Genomic DNA, 19,230 nt, shown 5'->3' with positions numbered 1-19,230 from the left:
ACACCATTTGTTCTCATTTTGCAAGCCCCACTCATCACATTGATTCTTAAGTATATTCACGCCAATGTTCTTTTTTTGTTTTCCATTCGGCAACGGAATAGGCCAAAGCGATGGCCTTGCCTAAGGCTTTGGCTTGCCCATAGATGAGCACAGCATTGAAAGGAATCGACAGATGGCAAACATTCTGGCTCTCGGCGGCGCCCATATCGACCGACGCGGACGCATCTCCGGAGAGACTGCGCCGGGAGCATCCAATCCCGGCAGCTGGAAGCAGGAGGCCGGCGGCGGCAGCTTCAATGCGGCACGCGCCCTTGCCCGTCTCGGACATTCCGTCACGCTTTTTTCGCCGCGCGGCGGCGATAGCGAAGGAGAAGCCGTCGCACGCGCGGCCGAAGCTGCCGGTGTCATCGACCGGCCGCTGGTGTTTCTCGATCGGCAGACGCCAACCTACACGGCCATCCTCGAACGCGACGGCAATCTGGTGATCGCGCTTGCGGATATGGAGCTTTACAGCCTCATGAGCCCGCGACGTCTGACGATGCACGATATAAGGGAGGCGATTGCCGCCGCAGACCTCATCCTGACCGATGCCAACCTGCCGCAAGAGACGCTGCTTGCCCTTTGCGATACGGCGTCTGCGGCTGAAAAGCCGGTCGCAGCCATCGGCATTTCGCCCGCCAAGATCGTTCGTTTCAAACCGTCGCTGGCAAAGCTCGGTTTCCTCTTCATGAACGAGGCCGAAGCGCGCGCGCTTACAGGTGCTGCCCCTTCCGATCCGACAGAGTGGCCGGCGATTTTCCGCACCGTCGGCCTCAGCGCAGGAGCGATTACGCGCGGGCGTGATGCGGTCGTGGCCTGGAACGAGAATTCCGTTGGAACGTTGCTGCCGCCGCCTCTTGCTGCAATCGGCGATGTCACCGGTGCCGGTGACGGATTTGCAGCCGGCTTTTTGCATGCGACGCTCGAGGGCAGCGATCTTGCCGGAGCTCTTGCCCATGGCGCCGCCTCGGCAAGGCTGGCACTGATCAGCGAGATGGCGACGGCGGAAAATCTCAGCCGGGCGCTGCTTGCCGAAACGCTTGCCCTTGTGCCGAATGCTGAAATAGTGTTGTAGCGCTCGCCTCTCTTTCATCTTCAGGATCCAGACCATGACATTGCCCGCCTCACCGAAGCTTCCCGTGTCCTATTCCGCCGAGGTTGCGCGCGCCAAAGCGGAGGGCATCCCGGTGGTGGCCCTCGAATCCACCATCATCACCCATGGCATGCCCTACCCCGGCAATCTCGAAATGGCCGAGAGCGTGGAAGCGATCATTCGTGAAGAGGGCGCGGTTCCGGCAACCATCGCCGTGATCGATGGCGTTCTGCATATCGGGCTCGAAAGCGAGCAGTGCCGCATGCTGGCGCAGTTTCAGGGGGCGATGAAACTTTCGCGCGCCGATCTCGCCTTCGCGATCGCCGAAGGCCGCACCGGTGCCACCACGGTGGCTGCGACCATGATTGCAGCGGCACGCGCCGGCATCAAGGTGTTTGCGACCGGCGGCATCGGCGGGGTTCATCGGGGCGCCGAAACGAGTTTCGATATTTCCGCCGATCTCGAGGAACTGGCCCGTACGCAGGTCACGGTCGTGTGCGCCGGCGCCAAGGCGATTCTCGATATTCCGAAGACGCTGGAAGTGCTCGAAACCAAAGGCGTGCCGGTCGTGACATTCGGCCAGGACGAATTCCCGGCCTTCTGGTCGCGGTCATCGGGCCTCAAAAGCCCGCTCCGGCTTGATAGTGCCGCAGCCATTGCCGGCTTCCAGTCAACGCGCGAACATCTCGGCATTGCCGGCGGCATGCTGATTGGCAACCCGGTGCCGGAAGCGGACGAAATCGAACGCGAGGAAATGGAAATCTACATCACCCGCGCGCTCGATAATGCCGATCGCGATGGCATTTCCGGCAAGGCAGTCACGCCCTACCTGCTCGACAGTCTGTTCCACCTGACGGGTGGTCGCAGCCTGAAGACCAATATCGCGCTGGTGGAAAACAATGCGCGGCTCGCGGCCCGCATCGCCATCGCCATGGCAAAGCTGTCGCAGTAAGCGGCAACCGAACTGAAATCGGGAGGGGGAGCGATCGCGCACTCCCCTCAGATGTTACCGCCAGTTCAAAACCCTTTATGGGTTTCGAGGAAAATGCGCTCCTCTTCGTTGCTCGTTCGTCCGAGCGCATGGTTTCGGTGCGGAAAGCGACCGAAACGGGCAATGATATCATGGTGCTGGCGGGCGAAATCCAGCGAATTCTCATCACCATGCTGCTCGTATAGTCTGACGCATTCGCGCTGATCCTCGATCGTTTCCGAATGCATCAGAGGCAGATAAAAGAATGTCCGGCGGTCAGGGTCAACCCTCTGGTCGAAACCGCGTGCGCGTGCTTGCGCGCTGATTTCGCGCGCCTTTGCATCACTCGCAAACGCCTCTCCCGACCCTCGATGGAGATTGCGGGAAAACTGATCGAGCAGAATGAGAAGGGCGAGCGCGCCCTCCGGCGTTTCGGCCCAGGCATCGAGCGCGCCATTCCTGGCATCAACGCAGGAATTGCCGAAACGCGCGCGAATTTTCGCATCAAGGTCCGGGTTTGCATCGAACCAATGTGCCTTGACCTCCGGCGCGAACCAGAAATCCAGCACCTCACGCGGTGAAACAGCGCCCATATCCGATCTCCTCTCGTTTCTGAAAGGGTTCAGATAGGGATCGCCGGCTCAACTGTCGAGCATTTCGCGTACGGTCGTTGCCAACTGCTTGAGCGAGAAGGGTTTTGGCAGGAACCCGAATTTCGACCCTTCGGGCAGGTTGCGCGCGAAGGCATCCTCCGCGAAGCCGGAAACGAACACGAATTTCATGTCCGGCCATTGCTTGCGGATTTCGCCCAGAAGCGTCGGACCGTCCATTTCCGGCATCACGACGTCGGAGACGACGACATCGACCTGACCATCGAGTTCTTCGAGAATTTCCAGCGCCTCGACGCCGGAACCCGCTTCGTGGACGGTATAGCCGCGCGTTTCGAGCATGCGCTTGCCACCACGGCGCACAGCATCCTCGTCCTCGACCAACAGCACGACAGCAGAATTGCCGGTCAGATCCACGTCCTGTTCCGGCTGGGTGGTCGCGGCCGGTGCCGCCTTCGGTTCGCCGACCGTTTCGCCGGCCACCGTGGCGATCGCCGGCTGTTCGACGGGCACATGGCGCGGCAGGAAAATGTGGAAGGTCGTGCCCTTGCCCACTTCCGATTCCGGAAACACATAGCCGCCGGACTGCTTGATGATGCCATAGACCATCGAAAGGCCAAGCCCGGTGCCCTTGCCCACTTCCTTGGTGGTGAAGAAGGGTTCGAAGATCTTGTCCATGATCTCCGGTGCAATCCCGGTTCCGGTATCGGAGACATCGATCTGCACGAAATCTTCCGCCGGCAATCCTCGCAGATTGAGGGCCGCCACCTCCGCCGCCGGACGATTGAGGGTCCGGATCGTCAGCGTGCCGCCTTCCGGCATCGCGTCGCGCGCATTGACCGACAGGTTCACCATCACCTGTTCGAACTGCGACAGATCCGTCTTGACCGGCCAGAGGTCGCGCCCGTAATCGACCTCGAGCTTCACCTGGGTGCCGGAAAGCATGCGGGCCACAAGCATCCGCAGATCGCCGATCGCATCCGTCAGGTTGATGACGGCCGGACGCAGCGTCTGCTTGCGCGAGAAGGCGAGCAACTGTCGCACCAGAACGGCGGCGCGGTTGGCATTGCGCTTGATCTCCATGAGATCAGCAAAGGAAGAATCCGATTGGCGCGCCTGCAGCAGAAGATGATCGGCAGACAGAAGAATTGCCGTCAGCACATTGTTGAAGTCATGCGCGATGCCACCGGCCAGAGTGCCGACCGCATTCATCTTCTGGGTCTGCGCCATCTGGCTTTCGAACGCCTTCTGCTGGGTCGTTTCGACAGCGTAGATGATTGCAGCCTCGTCAGGCGCCTCTTCGGACTGGTCGATCACAGCATTGACGTAGAAGCGGAAATAGCGGTCGTCTTCGGTCGGGTGGCGACTGTCGACCGGTTCGATATCGACCTTTCGATCGCGTGCGGCGGTCAGCGCATCGGCCATCTTTCCGCGCTCATTTTCGTGCACGATGGAAAAGAGATCGCCCGTTCCGTCGCTTCCGCGGTTCGAGCCGGAGAACAGCTTCATGAACTGCGTGTTGGTGCGCAGGATATGGCCGGCACCATCGACCGAGGCGATCGCCATCGGCGAATTGTTGAAGAAGCGGTTGAAGCGCATCGCGGCCGAGGAATCCTCCGCCAGCCCTGTCTCCTCCCGCGACCGCAGGAGCACGATCGTGCGGCTTTCGCCCGGCGCACCATCGCGGGTCGCCGTGGTCCGGTGGACGATGCGCACCGGCAGGCTCTGGCCGTTGGCCTTGCGGAAATCGAGATCCATGGTCTCGGTGCGGTTCTGGCCGGGTTCGGGCTTGATCGCCTCGATCCGGGTCAGGCCTTCGCCGGCCGCGATATCGCGGATCGCCATGGCACCGGGCGCGAATTTGGTGAGGTCGATGCCCAGCCAGTCAGCGAGCGTGGCATTGATATAGAGGAGTTCGCCCTTACGACCGGCCGAAAAGAAACCGACCGGCGCATGATCGAGATAGTCGATCGCATTCTGCAACTCGCGAAAGAACACTTCCTGTTCGTCGCGCTCGGAACTGATGTCGGACAATTGCCAGAGAAAGACGGCACCGCCTTCATCCTCAAGCTCCAGCGGGCGGGCCTTGAGCCGATACCACCAGGCGCCCTGGCCGCTGGTCGCGGTTCCAAGCGGGCGGGAAAGGCGGAACTCTTCGTGCCCGGATTTGCCTTCGATCAGCGAGTTGGTCAGCCGATAGACGGCTTCAGCGGACTCGCGATTGCGGGAGAGCAGCTTTTCGAGCGGCGGCAATTCGGCCTGCCCTTCGCCACCGGTGAGTTTCGCATAGGCATCGTTGGCATAGATAATCCGACCGCGCCGGTCGGTGATCAGGGTGCCATCGGGATGGTTGTCGATGAAGGCGCGCGAAATGATATCGGTGCGGTTCTGCGGCATCACCTCGATGAAGCCGATGATCGCCGAGACGATGAAGACGACACCAGCCATGGCGAGAACGCCGAGCAGGCCGAGCACGATCTCGTTTTCGAGCTGATTGCGGAACCAGACAAAGGCGCCGGCCGTCAGGAGGAGTACGATGGCGAGAATGACCAGCCGCGGCAAGGTTCCGGGCTTCTGGGCATTTTCGACAACCGGCATGTGATAATCACCTGCCTGCTTGAGCTTCGTCATTGATCCCCCGATGCGCCGGTCCTTGCGATGCTGAAGAGAGGTCCGGTTTTGTTCACGAATCATCAATACCAATTCATAGTGCGATCACAAAGCGGCAGCCGTTTCAATTCACCACTGAATCGACGGGCTTTTCGGCATGCGGCTCATGGTTTTGCACAGGCCCGGCCTGCGGCTCTTGCCAATCCATGAAAAAGCCGTCAATGACGGGCAGGCTGTGGTTTGCCGAAAGGATTTTGATATGCTCGAAGGTCTTGACCCGAACCTCGCCTCGCGCCTGATCATGGCCGTCGTTATTGTCGCAATTGCGCTGGTGGCGCTGATTGTCGGCCTTGCCATTCTCAAACGTCGCAATGCGCATCTGTTCGTCAAGGGCGGGCGCTCGCGCGAACACCGCCTGCTCGTGCTCGATGCCGCAGCGGTCGATTCCAGGCGGCGCCTCGTACTCATACAGCGCGACAATGTCGAGCATCTGATCATGATCGGCGGTCCGACCGATATCGTCATCGAAAGCGGCATCGTCGATCGCCACGCACCTGCCGTCGCGTCGAAGGCGGCGGAGGCCCCGGCCCTCGCCGTTTCGACCGCGCTTCAGCCTGCCGCACCGGTTGTTGCACGGCCCGTCGAGCCAAAGCCGCAACAACCGGCTGCCGCAAGAGCCGTGAGCGAGCCGGTGCGCACTGTCGCCGAACCGGTCGCCGATCCGGTGCCAGCAGCCAAACAAGCGATCCGTATGGAAGAGGAACGCAAGCCGGTTTCCAACATGGGCGCCGTTCTTTACGGCGACGACCGCGAACCGATGGCGGGCCAGCGTGCGCCACAGGTTCCGCAAGCCGCCGCAACCGCGCAGGTCCCAGCCGCGGCACAGCCACGTCCGGCCCAGCAGACCCCGGTCGTTCGGGCCGAAAATGTGCTGGATGCTGCCCGCGAACGCGTCCTTGCACCGCCGACCGCCAAACCGCAGTCGCCGGAAGTCCGCCCCTCCACTCCCCTGAAGGCAACGACCGAAGAAGAGGCAAAGGCGCTGGCTCTGAGGCTTGAGACGGCCAAGCTGGAAGCGGCGCGCCTCGAAGCGGCGAGACGCGCGCAGACCAACGTTGCGCCAGCGCGGCAGGATCCCGTGATGGCGAAAGAGCCCGCTGCCCCGTCGCTGCAAAGCGAGTTCGAAAAGCTTCTGGAAGCTGAGTTGCAGGCGGGCGGCCTTGTCGATGGGCCCGACCCTCTCCTTTCGCAAAGACCGGCCGCCGGCACCGACGCGCCAGCCGGTTCGCGGCCCGCTCCGCATGAGCCGCTGACAGCCAAGCGATAAGGCGATTGGGCAGTTGATCAAAATCAATGCGCCCCGCATCATCAGGTTGCAACCTCTTCCCATTCGATTTGGGAAGGGTGACGAACATGGAACTTGCAACCGATAGCATTGCCGCGAAAGTCTCGAACTGGTGGAAGAACTGGCTCGAAACCAATCAGCAGATGGATGAGCTTCGCTCGCTTGGTTATGAAGATCTTGAAAGCGTTGCGGCCGATTGCGGCGTCAGCACCACGCAACTGATCAGCATCGTACGCGCAGGGCCGCATGCGACAGATGAAATGCTGGCAATGATGAAGGCGCTCAACATCGATGCCGCTGCGGTTCAGGCGAATGATCCGCACCTGTTCCACGATATGCAGGTCGTCTGTGCCGAATGCGAATCCAAGGGCCGCTGCCGCAAACATCTTGCCGACGGTTCTGCCGCTTCCACCTATGCAGGCTATTGCGGCAACGCACCGTTGATGAACGAGCTGCGCGCCGAACCGGAAATGCTCGTCGAGTAAACGCAGCCTCGGGTAGACGACTATCGCCCACAAGATCGACCTTCAACCGCAACGATCATGGCTGGCGCGTTTGGCGCCCGCTTGGCCGGTTCAGCCGATCAGTCTCGGATATTCGATTGCCGGGCAATGATCCATGATCACGGTCATGCCCGCGGCTTCCGCTGTTGCGCGTGCGCCGTCATGGGAGACACCGAGTTGTCCCCAGAGCACCTTTGGCCGTGGCTCCATTTTCAGGACCTCCGTGACGACGTCCGGCAGATTGTCGGGCGCGCGAAAGACATCCACCATATCCACTGCGAAGGGAATGTCCGCGAGCGCGGCATAGACCGTCTGCCCGAGGATTTCCCCTCCCGCATGGCCGGGATTGACCGGCACCACCTGATAGCCTTTCGACAGCAGGAAACGCATGACACCGAAGCTCGGCCGCGCCGCATTGGCCGAAGCGCCGACCACGGCGATCGTCCGCACGGTCCGGAGCACTTCGGCGATTTTCTGATCACTGTCAGGCATCTCGTCTTCCTTCATCTGCCAGCCGCGATCAAAGCGATCGCCATGGCCGCACTATGCCGCGCGGATGACAGATAGGCCAGGTGTTTTGGTGTTTGGTTTGGCATGTGAAGGCACATTGTTCCGACAGAAATGGAAGGATGTACGAAGAGCCGAATTCTGCACTGGAGCGCCCGCAACACGAGAGTGACTGAGAACCATGGTACTATCGATCGGTGTTGCCGGTCATCCGTTAGCCTGTCCTGCGCGGTTCTATCGGCAGCAATTGATCAGAAGCGAATTCTCCTTATACCTTCGATAAGTCCGCCGCACGCGGCCATAACGAACACAGAATTACAGGCATAGTATGTTGCCGTTTCAGGACCAGCGCTCTGACTTATTCTAAGCATTGAGGACAGGCCCAAACCCATAGGTACGATCAGCAAAGGAACCCAACGAACTTCTTGGTACGTACGCAAATCTAGATTGCTGTTAATTGCACCGACCTTTATGATGTAACTTGTTGTTCTCCATCGGAAGTAGAACAAAATAATAAAATTCAGCCCAAGCCAAAGTGGAAAATAGATTCCAGCATACCCGCTCAACCACATAAACAAAACTGGCAGCTGAAGGGTCAACAAAAAAGTAAACACTCCCCAGCCAATCCGCGTCATATCTTCTTCATGTTCGTTCGTCATTCGAGCCACTGCATTATCAAAACAATTCGCTTTCACTTAACATCCAGATGTCCAGAGACGGCAATAGCCTGCTGTTTGTCCGGATTTCTGTCTTGTCTTCGCTTCCATTGAATGCACTGCGATGAGCGAAAATCCTCTCCTATCAACTAAACCACTTCTGTCTCAAGGGCGTTGATCCGGGACAGCCAATCAATCCTGCTCATCTGCCTGGACCCGTCCGGTGGATGATTAAAATCGTCTCTCGCTTTGATTTCACCATAGTACGGCGCCGTCCGTTTATCATCCGGTCCCCTGTAATGACCTATCGAATTATCGAGCAACAAGCCATATCGTTTCAAACCGCGCACGCGATCCCGCGATCAAATATGCCTCTGTCTACGCGTCTCGTTGGTTCTTTTCGAGTTGCCTAATCCGGCAGGATCACATGCCCATCCTTGTCGAGGGGGAAGAACGGATTGTAGGCGATCTCCCACAAATGCCCGTCCGGATCGGCGAAATAGCCCGAGTAACCGCCCCAGAACACTTTTTCCGGCGGCTTGACCGCCGTAGCACCGCAGGACAGCGCGAATTTATACACCGCATCGACACCGCGTTCGCTCGTGACATTGTGGGCGAGCGTCACGCCAGAAAAGCCCGGAGGCGTGTTTTCGACTTTCGCATCCTCGGCAAGCGCCTGTCGGGAAAAAAGGCCCAGCACGGTCCCCTTCAACTGGATGAAGGTAATGGCATCCTGGCTGGAGGGCGACCGCGTCCAGCCCAGCCGCTCATAAAATGCCGTGGACCGAGCGACATCCTCGACGCCAAGTGTTATGAGAGAAATTCGGCGGTCCAGCGACATATGTTCACCATTTATTCGTCATTCGTTTTATTTTTGTACTTTGTATATTGCGTCAGATCAATGGTTTTTATCAACAGAAATCATACTTGAGAACAAAAGGTGACCTACCCTTTTCTTATCACCCGATCCGATCTTTTGAGACAACCGCACTGACCGGTTCGAACCGGACTTATCCGATCGAATAAATAGGGTTGGATTCTGCTTAAAACTGAGGCAGATTGCACCTTCTACTTTTGCGGATTCTCCCATGCCTTTTGATGTTGTCGTCCTTGTCTTGATCGGCGCGCTCCTGCATGCCACCTGGAATGCACTTGTCAAATCCGGTACCGACAAACAACTCGATTCCACGATGGTGGCGTTGGGAGCCTCGCTTGCATCGCTTTGCGCCCTGCCCTTCGTGCCGCTTCCGGATCCTGCCGCCTGGCCCTATATCTTCGCGTCGGTGATGATCCACTTCACCTATTACCAGCTCGTGGGCGCAGCCTACCGGCTCGGCGATATCGGGCTGGTCTATCCGCTCATGCGCGGGGTGGCGCCGCTGATCGTGGCGCTAACGAGCGGGCTTGTGCTGCAGGAACATCTGCCGCCGCTGATGTTTGCAGGCGTCATCGTCATTTCCGGCGGGGTGCTGACCCTGGCCGCAGATTTCCGCGGCGGCCATTCCAAGGCCATGGTGGTGGCGCTCCTCAATGCCTGCGTGATCGCCGCCTATACCTATGTCGATGGCCTGGGCGCCCGCGTTGCCGGCAATCCGATCACCTATACGCTCTGGATCTGCATCCTGCCGCCCATTCCCCTGTTTGCCGTCGCTTTCGCCATGCGCGGCACGAAACCCGTGCTTGCCCATGTCAAATCTTCGTGGAAGCGCGGGATTTTTGGCGGCGCCGGATCGGTGCTATCCTACGGGCTCGCTCTTTATGCCATGACCCGCGCACCGATTGCGGCTGTCGCGGCACTACGCGAAACCTCCATCCTGTTTGCGCTTCTGATTTCCGTCTTCATCTTTCATGAACGGGCGAGCCACTGGCGCTATGTGGCCGCGACGATGATCGCAATCGGCGCCCTGACGATGAAACTCGGCTGAGATCGACAAACGTTCATCATTGAACAACGTCCACAAATCTGGCATGGGTGACCTTGCGGGGCCGGGATTGTTCCGCAGACACGGCAGCCGCAACGGCAGGCCGCTTGCTGGACACCGTTTTCGAATGAAATGCTGAGCTGCTTCGGCAGCAGGAGGAACTTTCATGACACCCATTCTGACAGCCGAGCAGATCAATGCCCTGCTCGAGCGGGACATTCCGCAGATTGTCGGTGAGGAGCCGATCTTCCGGGTCATCAATGTCGCATCCGGCACCTGCACCCTGCGCTTCAGTCCGAACGAAAGCCACCTCCGGCATGGCGGTACGATCTCGGGTCCATCGATGTTTGCGCTTGCCGATCTCGCATCCTATGTGACGTTGCTTGCCCATATCGGCCCGCGAACCGAAGCCGTCACGGCCAATCTCAACATTTCCTTCCTGCATCGCCCCGATCCGGTACCGCTCGATGGCATCGGCCGGATTCTCAAGATCGGCAAGCAACTCTCCGTTATGGAAGTGATGATCGAGCGCGTCGACAATCGCCAATTGATCGCTCATGCAACCTCGACTTTTTCGGTTCCGGCCCGAAAAACTTGAGGTAATATTTTACCCCATATCTAACTATCTGATTTTTAACAACAATAATTTCCGCCGTCGAAATAGGCTCCCTTGACGCCTAACGGGCGCATCTCTATAAGCCGCTGCAGATCGCTACCTTTCGGGGCAGCATCTTTTTTGGTGCCGTCAAACGCCCAAACCAAGCAACAAGAAACGCCCCGCGGCGCTTAACCGCCAAAGGGATGAAACTGAGAGACCAAGTTCATGTCTACCTTCGTTCAGAAGCCGGCAGAGGTCGAAAAGAAGTGGATCCTGATCGACGCCGAAGGGCTCGTCGTCGGCCGCCTCGCCTCGATCATTGCCAATCGCCTCCGCGGCAAGCACAAGCCGACCTTCACGCCGCACGTCGATGACGGCGACAACGTGATCGTCATCAATGCCGACAAGGTTCTCTTCACCGGCAAGAAGTACACCGACAAGAAGTTCTACTGGCACACCGGCTATCCGGGCGGCATCAAGGAACGCACCATGCGCCAGACGCTGGAAGGCCGTTTTCCTGAGCGCGTGCTCGAGAAGGCTGTGGAACGCATGGTTCCGCGCGGCCCGCTCGGCCGTCGCCAGATGAAGAACCTGAAGGTCTATGCCGGCCCGTCCCATCCGCATGATGCGCAACAGCCCGTCGTTCTCGACGTTGCCAAGCTCAATGCCAAGAACACCAAAAGAGGCTGATTATGGCTGACCTTTCTTCCCTCAAGGATCTCGGCGTTGCAGCTGAAGCTGCTGCTCCGGTTCATGTCCGCAAGGTTGACTCCTTCGGCCGCGCTTACGCCACCGGCAAGCGCAAGGATGCGGTTGCCCGCGTCTGGGTCAAGGCTGGCTCCGGCAAGATCGTCATCAACGGTCGCGACTACACCGCCTATTTCGCCCGTCCGGTTCTGCAGATGATCCTGCGTCAGCCGATCGTTGCGGCTGCCCGCGACGGCCAGTTCGACATCATCGCAACCGTCACCGGTGGTGGTCTGTCCGGTCAGGCCGGTGCCGTTCGTCACGGCATCTCCAAGGCACTGACCTACTTCGAGCCGGCGCTGCGCGGCGTGCTCAAGAAGGGCGGCTTCCTGACCCGCGACAGCCGCGTCGTCGAACGCAAGAAGTACGGCAAGGCCAAGGCCCGTCGTTCCTTCCAGTTCTCCAAGCGCTAATCGCTTCGGATACACCTTCGAAAGGCCGGGTTTTCCCGGCCTTTTGTTTGTCGCCACCATTCCGGCGCGAGATCTTTAGTATTCTGGCAAGTTACGGTTTACGAATATGAGCTAGCGTCCGACCTGAGGCTCGAAGAGAGTCAGGACGCGAAGCCGGGATAATAGCGAAGTGCAGAACGAATTTTCCGCATCCGACATTTTCAGCCTTGCCCCCATCGCCATGTGGATCGAGGATTTCAGCGATGTCGCCCGACAGTTCGAAATCTGGCGTGCGGAAGGCGTTACCGATCTCCGCTCCTATCTTCGGGAAGACCTGAACCGGGTCGCCACCTGTTCGCAAAAGATCAAGATCATTGCGGTTAATGCCAAGACGCTCGAACTGTTCGAAGCCGACAGCACCGAGCATCTCGTCACCAATCTGGAGAAGATCTTCCGCGGCGACATGCTGGAAAGCCATGTCAACGAACTTGTCGAACTGTGGGAAGGCAAGACGGTTTTCTCTTCCAATGCCGTGAATTATTCGCTTTCCGGCAATCGCCTTGACATCCAGCTGCGCGGTCAGGTGCTTCCGGGCCACGAGCGTGATCTCAGCCGCCTGCTCATCACCACTGAAGATGTGACCGCACGCGAGGAAGCCCGCCGCAACGAGGTCAAGAACCGCCGATACGCGGAGGGCATTTTCGAACATTCACCGGTTTCGTTGTGGATTGAGGATTTCAGCCATGTCAAACGGCTGATCGAAGATGCCCGGTTCCGGGGCATCATCGATTTCCGGACATTCCTTGATGTGCATCCCGAGTTCGTTCGCCAGTGCATGTCGGAAATCCGGGTCATCGACATCAATCGCGCCACGCTCGAACTCTTCTGCGCCAGCGATCGCAACATGCTCCTCAAGCGGCTTTCGGATGTTTTCCGCGGCGAAATGGAGAAGCATTTCAAGGAACAGCTGATCGAACTCTGGAACGGCAACCTTTTCCATCACCGCGAAGTCGTGAACTATGCGCTCGATGGATCCGAACGGCATGTATTGATGCAGTTCTCGGTGTTTCCGGGTTTCGAGCGCGACTGGTCGCTGGTCCAGGTTGCCTTGACCGACATCACCGCACGCAAGCGCGCCGAGGCCTATCTCGAATATCTCGGCAAACACGACGTGCTGACGCGGCTGCACAATCGCGCCTTCTATACCGAGGAGCTCAACCGGATGGAGCGCAGCTCGCTGCATCCGTCATCTGTCATCATCATCGATCTCAATGGCCTGAAGGAGGCCAATGACGAACTCGGACATGATGCCGGCGATTCACTGTTGCGCCGCATGGGCGAAGTATTGAATGGCGTGGTCAGCATCCCCAACAAGGCCGCCCGTATCGGCGGCGACGAGTTTGCCGTGCTGATGCCGGGCAGCGACCGCCAGGCGGCGATCTCGATGATGGAAACGATCAGCGAACTGATGAAGATCAACAATCAGTTCTATTCGAACCTGCCGCTCAGCATTTCCTGGGGAATTGCCACACGCGATGGCAACGAACCGATGGAAGCCGTCGTCAAACGGGCCGATACGGCCATGTACGAGCACAAGCGCGCCTTTTACGCTTCCGCACGCAAACAGAAATCCTCGATCGGCTGACGTGGCGCCCGGTTCCGTCCGGTCGGCTTGCAACTACCGCCCAAGGTCGCCGGGGACGAAGAGAATTCCACGTTCCCGCAGCCAACCGGCAAACCGTTCAATCTTGATATCCATCGAACAGGTCGGGCTTTGGCGATCGAGTTCAGGCTGGTAGGCGATCTGCAGGGCAATCCGTTCGGCTTCCACGAGATCGGCCCAGGCGCGCATGTTGCCGCAACTCTCCGCCATAGCCTTTCCCTTCCCCCTCGCTGTTCGGTCTCGCATACAGCACGCACGAATGTCGGCGTTCAGAGACCGCGGAAAAAATCCATGAAAATGGTGGCCGTATTGATATCGGGACTCGCCTTGCCAAACACATGAACCGGCAAGGTATCGCCGCTCGAAACAGCATGACCGCCACCCAGCACATCATAGGCAATCAATGGTTTGCCTGCGCGGCATCCCGTCCAGACATGCCGCAGGACCGAGACCCCATCGGTCTTGGAGTGGTCGGGCAGGCTCGTCGTTTCGACGCTGCGGCAGCCATTGGCCTTGGCAAACCGTTCGAGCGTGGCTCTCGCCCCCAGCACCTGGCCCTGATTGGGCAGATGCGCCACCACGCCCCCCTGAAAGGGCACAACCTGATCCTTGCTGGCGTTGATCGCCAGCAGCGGAACCGGCTTGATCGGACAGTCGGCAAATGCCTCAGGCATGCTGGCAAGCGTTGTTGCGTAGCCGGCGAACAGTCCGGGCGCCTCGCAGGTGATGCGATAGGCCATCATTCCGCCGTTCGAAATGCCGGCGAGATAAATGCGGCGACGGTCGGCCACGCCATCCTTTACCAGACGATCCACCAAGTCCTTGAGAAAGGCGACGTCATCGATATGGCTGAGCTTCCCCTTCTTCACCCGCCCATCCTGCCAGCGCGCCTTGTAGCCATCCGGAAATACGGTCGTGAAGCCGCGCGCGCGCCCCACTTCGTCAAAGTCGTACTTGGCAATCACCCGCTTCGCCGCGGCAATCCGGCCATGCAGAACGATTACGGTCGGCTGCGGCCCTGCCCTGCCATTGAGCCTCAGATAGGCGTAACGTGGCCCATCCCGGGTTTCGATCGTTAGCCTTGTCGGGTCCTTCGGCGATTTCGCCGAGAGCGGTCCGGTGAGGCTGAACAGGCAGGAAAGGACTAGCGAAAGGAAAAAGGGAAAGCGGCGCATGCATTCCTCGAAAGGGTGGTCGCCAGCAGCACTGGTCGTAACCACGTCACATTGCGTTGACATGATTTGCGTTATATACCGACCGCGCGCCCGGGCAAGCAGCATATGGACGCAGATGCCGGCGACCGAACTTGAGACATCGATTCAACCGGCTGAAAAAATGAATCCGAAAAGAAGCGCATCACTCTGAATTGGCAGGAAGAACATGAAACCGAGGATCTTCATCGACGGCGAACACGGCACAACCGGGCTCCAGATCCGGGCTCGCATGGCCAACCGCAACGATGTCGAATTCCTCTCCATTCCGGAAGCCGAACGCCGCAATGCCAAGCTGCGCGAAGAACTGCTGAACTCGGCTGACATTGCGATCCTTTGCCTACCCGACGACGCTTCCAAGGAAGCCGTTGCGATGACGGCTAACAATCCGTCGGTCCGCATCATCGACACATCCACCGCCCACCGGGTTCATCCGGACTGGGCGTATGGCTTTGCCGAAATGGACAAGGCGCAGGCCGGCAAGATTGCCTCTGCCCGCTATGTTGCCAATCCCGGCTGTTACCCGACCGGCGCGATCGGCCTTCTGCGCCCGCTTCGCCTGGCTGGCCTTCTTGCGGAAGATCATCCGGTGACCGTCAATGCCGTGTCCGGCTATACCGGCGGCGGCAAACAGATGATCGCGCAGTTCGAGGATGCGACCCATCCCGATCCGATCCATGATCCGTACTTCCTCTATGGGCTCAGCCTCAAGCACAAGCATGTGCCGGAAATGAAGATGCATGGATTGCTCTCCCGGTCGCCGCTCTTCTCGCCTTCGGTCGGCAAGTTCCCGCAGGGCATGATCGTGCAGGTACCGCTCTATCGCGAAGATCTGCCCGGCAACCCGACGATGGAGACGATCCACGCCGCGCTCGCAGACCATTATGCCGGCCAGTCGATCGTCGAGGTGGTTAAGCTTTCGGACAGTGCCGCCCTGCCCCGCATCAATGCGGCAGAGCTCGCCGGACAGGATACGATGAAGCTCTTCGTGTTCGGCCATGCGGATGGAGCCCATGTCAACCTCGTGGCGCTTCTCGACAATCTCGGCAAGGGCGCTTCGGGCGCGGCTGTCCAGAACATGGACCTGATGCTCAAGGGCTGATCGAGCCGGATCGCTTAGACAGGCCGCCTTCGGGCGGCTTTTCTTTTCGCGGTTCTGCAATTGGCGGGGCCGGTCTGTCGACGCAGCGTTCACCTGCTGCCATCTCGCGTCATGGGCCCGATGTTGCTAAAACCATGATGGCTGATATGAGGTGGAGGAACCCATGGAAAACAGAGAGCGCCTGCCCGTCTATTTCATTCCGCACGGTGGCGGCCCCTGGCCTTTCATGGACAGCGGCACCCGGTTCGGTATCGATCCCTGGAAGGGGCTCGATAGGTTTCTCAGAGGGTTTGCGGCAACCCTGCCACGCAAGCCGAAAGCCATGGTGGTCGTCTCTGGCCATTGGGAACAGGAACCCTCTTTCACCGTCAGCACTGCCGCTCGCCCCGGCATGCTCTATGATTATTACGGATTTCCACCCGAAACCTATGAGCTCGTCTATCCGGCGCCGGGCGCGCCCGAGCTCGCCCATCAGATCCGCTCCATGATCGAGACGGCTGGACTTGAGGCGGCAGAAGATGCCGAGCGCGGCTTCGATCACGGCGTCTTCATTCCCCTTATGGTGGCCTTCCCGGAGGCCGAGATCCCGGTCGTCATGCTGTCGCTCAGACAGGATCTTGATCCGGCGGCGCATGTTCGCCTCGGCCAGGCGCTCGAAGGGCTGAGAGATCAGGATATCCTCATCATCGGCTCGGGTATGAGCTACCACAATATGCGGCTGTTCCGCAGCGACGAGCCGACCCATGTCGAGGCTTCCATCCGCTTCGATGACTGGCTGACAGAGACCGTCACTCTCGACGCCGCAGAGCGGGAACATGCGTTTGCCCATTGGTTGGACAATCCCGATGCGCGCGCCTGCCACGTCCCCGATGTCGACCATCTGGTGCCCCTGTTCGTGGTCGCCGGCGCGGCGGGAATGGACAAGGGCGTCCGGATCTTCAACGACCGCATCCTCGGCAAGCCCTATTCCGGCTATCGCTTCGGCTGACAGGATCGGCGGCTCAACGATTGGCAGTGCTCGGGTTTCCCCGTTCACTAAAGCGTGATACATAGTCAGCTTTAGCGATCAAGCCTGCACCACAGAGACGCCGATGCGTTCCGCCATTGCCAATGTGATGTTCGACTTCATCGCCTCGCTGGACAAGATGTCGCGCGAGGAAGAGGCCTATGTCGAATTGCAGAAGGTCGCGGATTTCTTCGGGTTCCGTTCCTTCGCGATTTCCGGGATCCCCGAAGCGCACGAGCGGATGGATCCCTACGTTCTGATGAATGGCTGGCCGCAGGAATGGGCGCAACGCTATCTCGACAACCAATATGTCAAGATCGATCCCGTGATCCAGCGCACGCTCCTGTCCGACAATGCCTTTGTCTGGTCGGATGCGATGGGCGAGATGAATATCAGCCGCCCGGCGCTCAGCTTCATGCGCGAGGCCACCGATTTCGGCTTCATCAACGGTTTTTCGGTGCCGATCCACTCGATCATGGGTTTTCGGGCGATCGTGACCTATGCCACCGACAAGGTGGATATGTGCCAGGATGCGCGCGGTGCGCTCCATATGGTTTCAATCTACGCCCATAATAAAATCAAGGAATTGAAAGGCGGGGGCACATCCAATCTCATCGAACGTTCGACCTATCTCACCCCGCGTGAGAGGGAATGTATCTCCTGGTGCTCGGAAGGAAAGACTGCCTGGGAAATTTCGGCAATACTGGGCATTTCAGAAAGAACTGTTACACATATTCTTGAAAACGCACAGAAGAAGATGAACACAACCAACCGCACTCAATTGGTTGCAGAAGCATTACGTGCCGGCATTATTCGCTAGACTGTCAATTGGGTATTTTTGCCCATAGATCTCACCATGAAATATTGTGAAATACCCCTAGATTTTTAGGGGGTTTCCAAATGGTACAGATTATCACCGCGCAGAACTGTGACGAGCATGAAGCTCTGATGGAGGATGTCTGGCAGTTTCGTCATCGCCAGTTCGTCGATCGTCTCGGCTGGAAGGAACTGGCCAGCGACGACGGGCGCGAACGCGATCGGTTCGATACAGACGATGCCATCCACCTGGTTGTCAGCAAGGCAAACAGGGTCGTGGGATATACGCGGCTCCTGCGCACGTCCGAACCGCATCTTCTGTCGGAAGTCTATCCTGAACTCATGGATGGCGCCGATTGGCCACGGGCTGCCGACATCTATGAATGGACGCGCTGCATTTCCGATCAGGATGCCGGGCTGATCGACGAGGTTCAGGCCTCCCATCTTCTGATCACGGCCGTTCTGGAATTCTGCCTGGTTGCCAGGATCCGTGGTCTGATTGTCGAGACCCATCCGAAGCTGGTGAACTGGATGCTGGAAACCGGTTACAAGGTGGAGACGCTGGCCGCTCCCAAGGAGATGAACGGTGTACCGGTCGTGCCGGTCTATATCGGCGCCACCCTTTCCGCGCTCCAGCGACATCAGAGCATGTTCGGTATCCGTCACTCGACGCTCGAAATCGATGAGGGTCTGATCAATCCGGTCGATGGCCGCAGCCTGCTGCGTCATCTGCCGGCTGTCGCACCGGCAAAGGCGGCCACCGAACCGTATTTCCCGGAGGTGGATTTTGGTGCGATGCGCGAATCCTCCGGCAGCGGTTCGAACTGAGGATGATGGCAGCGGCGGCCACGCTCGCCGTTGCCTTCCGAACCCGGTCGTGAATATTGTCGGGGGCCCGCACGTTCTGTCGGGTAACACGTTCGCCCGCCCCTCCAGACAGGTTCCCCATGGTCCGCTCCCTGATAATGACGTTCTGCCTGCTGATGACAGGCTCATCCGCAGCCCTCGCCGGCAGCAACGATTTCGAAGGGCGTTGGCAATTCTCCTCAAGCCAGCCGGCGCCCTGGGCGGATCCGAAACTGCCGCCGATGGCATCCGACGATGCGCTGTTTAAGAACCATCCTATCGTGATCGGTGCCGACAGCATCGATGGACCGGACATGCTGAACTGCGGCAAGACGGCGCTCTCGGTCGACGGCCTACCCTATGCAGGCCTGTTCGAGGGCGGTCTTGCCGTCGAACCGGGCAACCCGGCAGCGGCACCCGACGAAGCGAAGGCGAAACGCCTTGCCATTGACCTGGGCTTTACCAAGGAACCGGTTCCAACACTCAGCCAGGGTTGCTCGGAGATCCTGCTCCATCTACGCGACCCCAACACGATCATGATCGGCCTCGACAACCGGATCTATTCGTTCCAACGTCAGTAGCAGATCACGTGGTCC

Annotated in this window: 21 protein-coding genes; 14 read left to right on the top strand and 7 right to left on the bottom strand. The window is 59.0% G+C overall.

The window, feature by feature from the left end; genetic code table 11:
• Positions 1 to 172 precede the first annotated feature (172 nt).
• Both Q4481_RS07600 and Q4481_RS07595 read left to right on the top strand, forming a co-directional pair.
• Positions 173 to 1,114 carry a carbohydrate kinase family protein gene (locus tag Q4481_RS07600; protein ID WP_304375729.1) on the top strand — a complete coding sequence of 314 codons (942 nt, stop codon included), beginning with the start codon at positions 173 to 175 and terminating at the stop codon, positions 1,112 to 1,114.
• Between the two features lie 34 nt (positions 1,115 to 1,148).
• Complete coding sequence (locus Q4481_RS07595) at positions 1,149 to 2,084, top strand: pseudouridine-5'-phosphate glycosidase (protein ID WP_304375728.1); 936 nt, start codon at positions 1,149 to 1,151, stop codon at positions 2,082 to 2,084.
• Positions 2,085 to 2,149: 65 nt separating this feature from the next.
• Here Q4481_RS07595 and Q4481_RS07590 read toward each other — a convergent pair whose 3' ends face one another.
• Both Q4481_RS07590 and cckA read right to left on the bottom strand, forming a co-directional pair.
• The gene (locus tag Q4481_RS07590) at positions 2,150 to 2,695 is read right to left on the bottom strand and encodes a DUF924 family protein (RefSeq protein ID WP_304375727.1); all 546 of its coding nucleotides are present in this window, start codon (positions 2,693 to 2,695) and stop codon (positions 2,150 to 2,152) included.
• A gap of 48 nt (positions 2,696 to 2,743) precedes the next feature.
• Positions 2,744 to 5,341 carry a cell cycle histidine kinase CckA gene (cckA, locus tag Q4481_RS07585; RefSeq protein ID WP_304375726.1) on the bottom strand — a complete coding sequence of 866 codons (2,598 nt, stop codon included), beginning with the start codon at positions 5,339 to 5,341 and terminating at the stop codon, positions 2,744 to 2,746.
• 238 nt (positions 5,342 to 5,579) lie between these two features.
• On the opposite strand from cckA, the gene Q4481_RS07580 reads away from it, so the two are divergent.
• Together Q4481_RS07580 and Q4481_RS07575 are read left to right on the top strand one after the other, a co-directional pair.
• Complete coding sequence (locus Q4481_RS07580) at positions 5,580 to 6,647, top strand: flagellar biosynthetic protein FliO (RefSeq protein ID WP_304375725.1); 1,068 nt, start codon at positions 5,580 to 5,582, stop codon at positions 6,645 to 6,647.
• 86 nt (positions 6,648 to 6,733) lie between these two features.
• On the top strand, positions 6,734 to 7,150 hold the full coding sequence (locus tag Q4481_RS07575; RefSeq protein ID WP_304375724.1) for a DUF6455 family protein: 417 nt from the start codon (positions 6,734 to 6,736) through the stop codon (positions 7,148 to 7,150).
• Between the two features lie 90 nt (positions 7,151 to 7,240).
• On the opposite strand, the gene Q4481_RS07570 is transcribed toward Q4481_RS07575, so the two are convergent.
• The 3 genes from Q4481_RS07570 to Q4481_RS07560 form a co-directional block, all read right to left on the bottom strand.
• Complete coding sequence (locus Q4481_RS07570; RefSeq protein WP_304375723.1) at positions 7,241 to 7,660, bottom strand: CoA-binding protein; 420 nt, start codon at positions 7,658 to 7,660, stop codon at positions 7,241 to 7,243.
• Positions 7,661 to 7,926: 266 nt separating this feature from the next.
• Positions 7,927 to 8,334 carry a hypothetical protein gene (locus Q4481_RS07565; protein WP_304375722.1) on the bottom strand — a complete coding sequence of 136 codons (408 nt, stop codon included), beginning with the start codon at positions 8,332 to 8,334 and terminating at the stop codon, positions 7,927 to 7,929.
• A gap of 406 nt (positions 8,335 to 8,740) precedes the next feature.
• The gene (locus tag Q4481_RS07560) at positions 8,741 to 9,172 is read right to left on the bottom strand and encodes a VOC family protein (protein WP_304375721.1); all 432 of its coding nucleotides are present in this window, start codon (positions 9,170 to 9,172) and stop codon (positions 8,741 to 8,743) included.
• A gap of 247 nt (positions 9,173 to 9,419) precedes the next feature.
• On the opposite strand from Q4481_RS07560, the gene Q4481_RS07555 reads away from it, so the two are divergent.
• The 5 genes from Q4481_RS07555 (at position 9,420) to Q4481_RS07535 (ending at position 13,635) form a co-directional block, all read left to right on the top strand.
• Positions 9,420 to 10,256: an EamA family transporter gene (locus tag Q4481_RS07555; RefSeq protein WP_304375720.1), complete on the top strand. Its 837-nt coding sequence runs from the start codon at positions 9,420 to 9,422 to the stop codon at positions 10,254 to 10,256.
• A gap of 163 nt (positions 10,257 to 10,419) precedes the next feature.
• Positions 10,420 to 10,851: a PaaI family thioesterase gene (locus Q4481_RS07550; protein ID WP_304375719.1), complete on the top strand. Its 432-nt coding sequence runs from the start codon at positions 10,420 to 10,422 to the stop codon at positions 10,849 to 10,851.
• A gap of 225 nt (positions 10,852 to 11,076) precedes the next feature.
• On the top strand, positions 11,077 to 11,541 hold the full coding sequence (rplM, locus tag Q4481_RS07545) for a 50S ribosomal protein L13 (protein ID WP_304375718.1): 465 nt from the start codon (positions 11,077 to 11,079) through the stop codon (positions 11,539 to 11,541).
• Positions 11,542 to 11,543: 2 nt separating this feature from the next.
• Positions 11,544 to 12,011, top strand: coding sequence for a 30S ribosomal protein S9 (gene rpsI, locus Q4481_RS07540; protein ID WP_304375717.1), 468 nt, complete (start codon positions 11,544 to 11,546; stop codon positions 12,009 to 12,011).
• Positions 12,012 to 12,231: 220 nt separating this feature from the next.
• The gene (locus tag Q4481_RS07535; protein ID WP_304376074.1) at positions 12,232 to 13,635 is read left to right on the top strand and encodes a sensor domain-containing diguanylate cyclase; all 1,404 of its coding nucleotides are present in this window, start codon (positions 12,232 to 12,234) and stop codon (positions 13,633 to 13,635) included.
• A gap of 33 nt (positions 13,636 to 13,668) precedes the next feature.
• On the opposite strand, the gene Q4481_RS07530 is transcribed toward Q4481_RS07535, so the two are convergent.
• Together Q4481_RS07530 and Q4481_RS07525 are read right to left on the bottom strand one after the other, a co-directional pair.
• On the bottom strand, positions 13,669 to 13,863 hold the full coding sequence (locus tag Q4481_RS07530; protein ID WP_304375716.1) for a hypothetical protein: 195 nt from the start codon (positions 13,861 to 13,863) through the stop codon (positions 13,669 to 13,671).
• 59 nt (positions 13,864 to 13,922) lie between these two features.
• Positions 13,923 to 14,828, bottom strand: coding sequence for a CE1 family esterase (locus Q4481_RS07525; RefSeq protein ID WP_304375715.1), 906 nt, complete (start codon positions 14,826 to 14,828; stop codon positions 13,923 to 13,925).
• Positions 14,829 to 15,033: 205 nt separating this feature from the next.
• Between Q4481_RS07525 and argC the strand changes: the two genes are divergently transcribed.
• The 5 genes from argC (at position 15,034) to Q4481_RS07500 (ending at position 19,215) form a co-directional block, all read left to right on the top strand.
• Complete coding sequence (gene argC / locus Q4481_RS07520; protein ID WP_304375714.1) at positions 15,034 to 15,966, top strand: N-acetyl-gamma-glutamyl-phosphate reductase; 933 nt, start codon at positions 15,034 to 15,036, stop codon at positions 15,964 to 15,966.
• Positions 15,967 to 16,129: 163 nt separating this feature from the next.
• Positions 16,130 to 16,954 (top strand): DODA-type extradiol aromatic ring-opening family dioxygenase, encoded by an 825-nt coding sequence (locus tag Q4481_RS07515; protein WP_304375713.1) that lies wholly within the window; start codon positions 16,130 to 16,132, stop codon positions 16,952 to 16,954.
• Positions 16,955 to 17,057: 103 nt separating this feature from the next.
• Entirely contained in the window at positions 17,058 to 17,792 is a 735-nt protein-coding gene (locus Q4481_RS07510; RefSeq protein ID WP_304375712.1) for a LuxR family transcriptional regulator, read from the top strand.
• 80 nt (positions 17,793 to 17,872) lie between these two features.
• A complete protein-coding gene (locus tag Q4481_RS07505; RefSeq protein WP_304375711.1) occupies positions 17,873 to 18,616 on the top strand; it encodes an acyl-homoserine-lactone synthase in 744 nt (247 codons plus the stop codon).
• 155 nt (positions 18,617 to 18,771) lie between these two features.
• A complete protein-coding gene (locus Q4481_RS07500; RefSeq protein WP_304375710.1) occupies positions 18,772 to 19,215 on the top strand; it encodes a hypothetical protein in 444 nt (147 codons plus the stop codon).
• Positions 19,216 to 19,230: the final 15 nt, after the last annotated feature.

Source organism: Fluviirhizobium alvei, from assembly GCF_030551875.1.
GTDB lineage: Bacteria > Pseudomonadota > Alphaproteobacteria > Rhizobiales > Rhizobiaceae > Rhizobium_E > Rhizobium_E alvei.
This window is presented reverse-complemented; position numbering and strand designations above follow the sequence as displayed.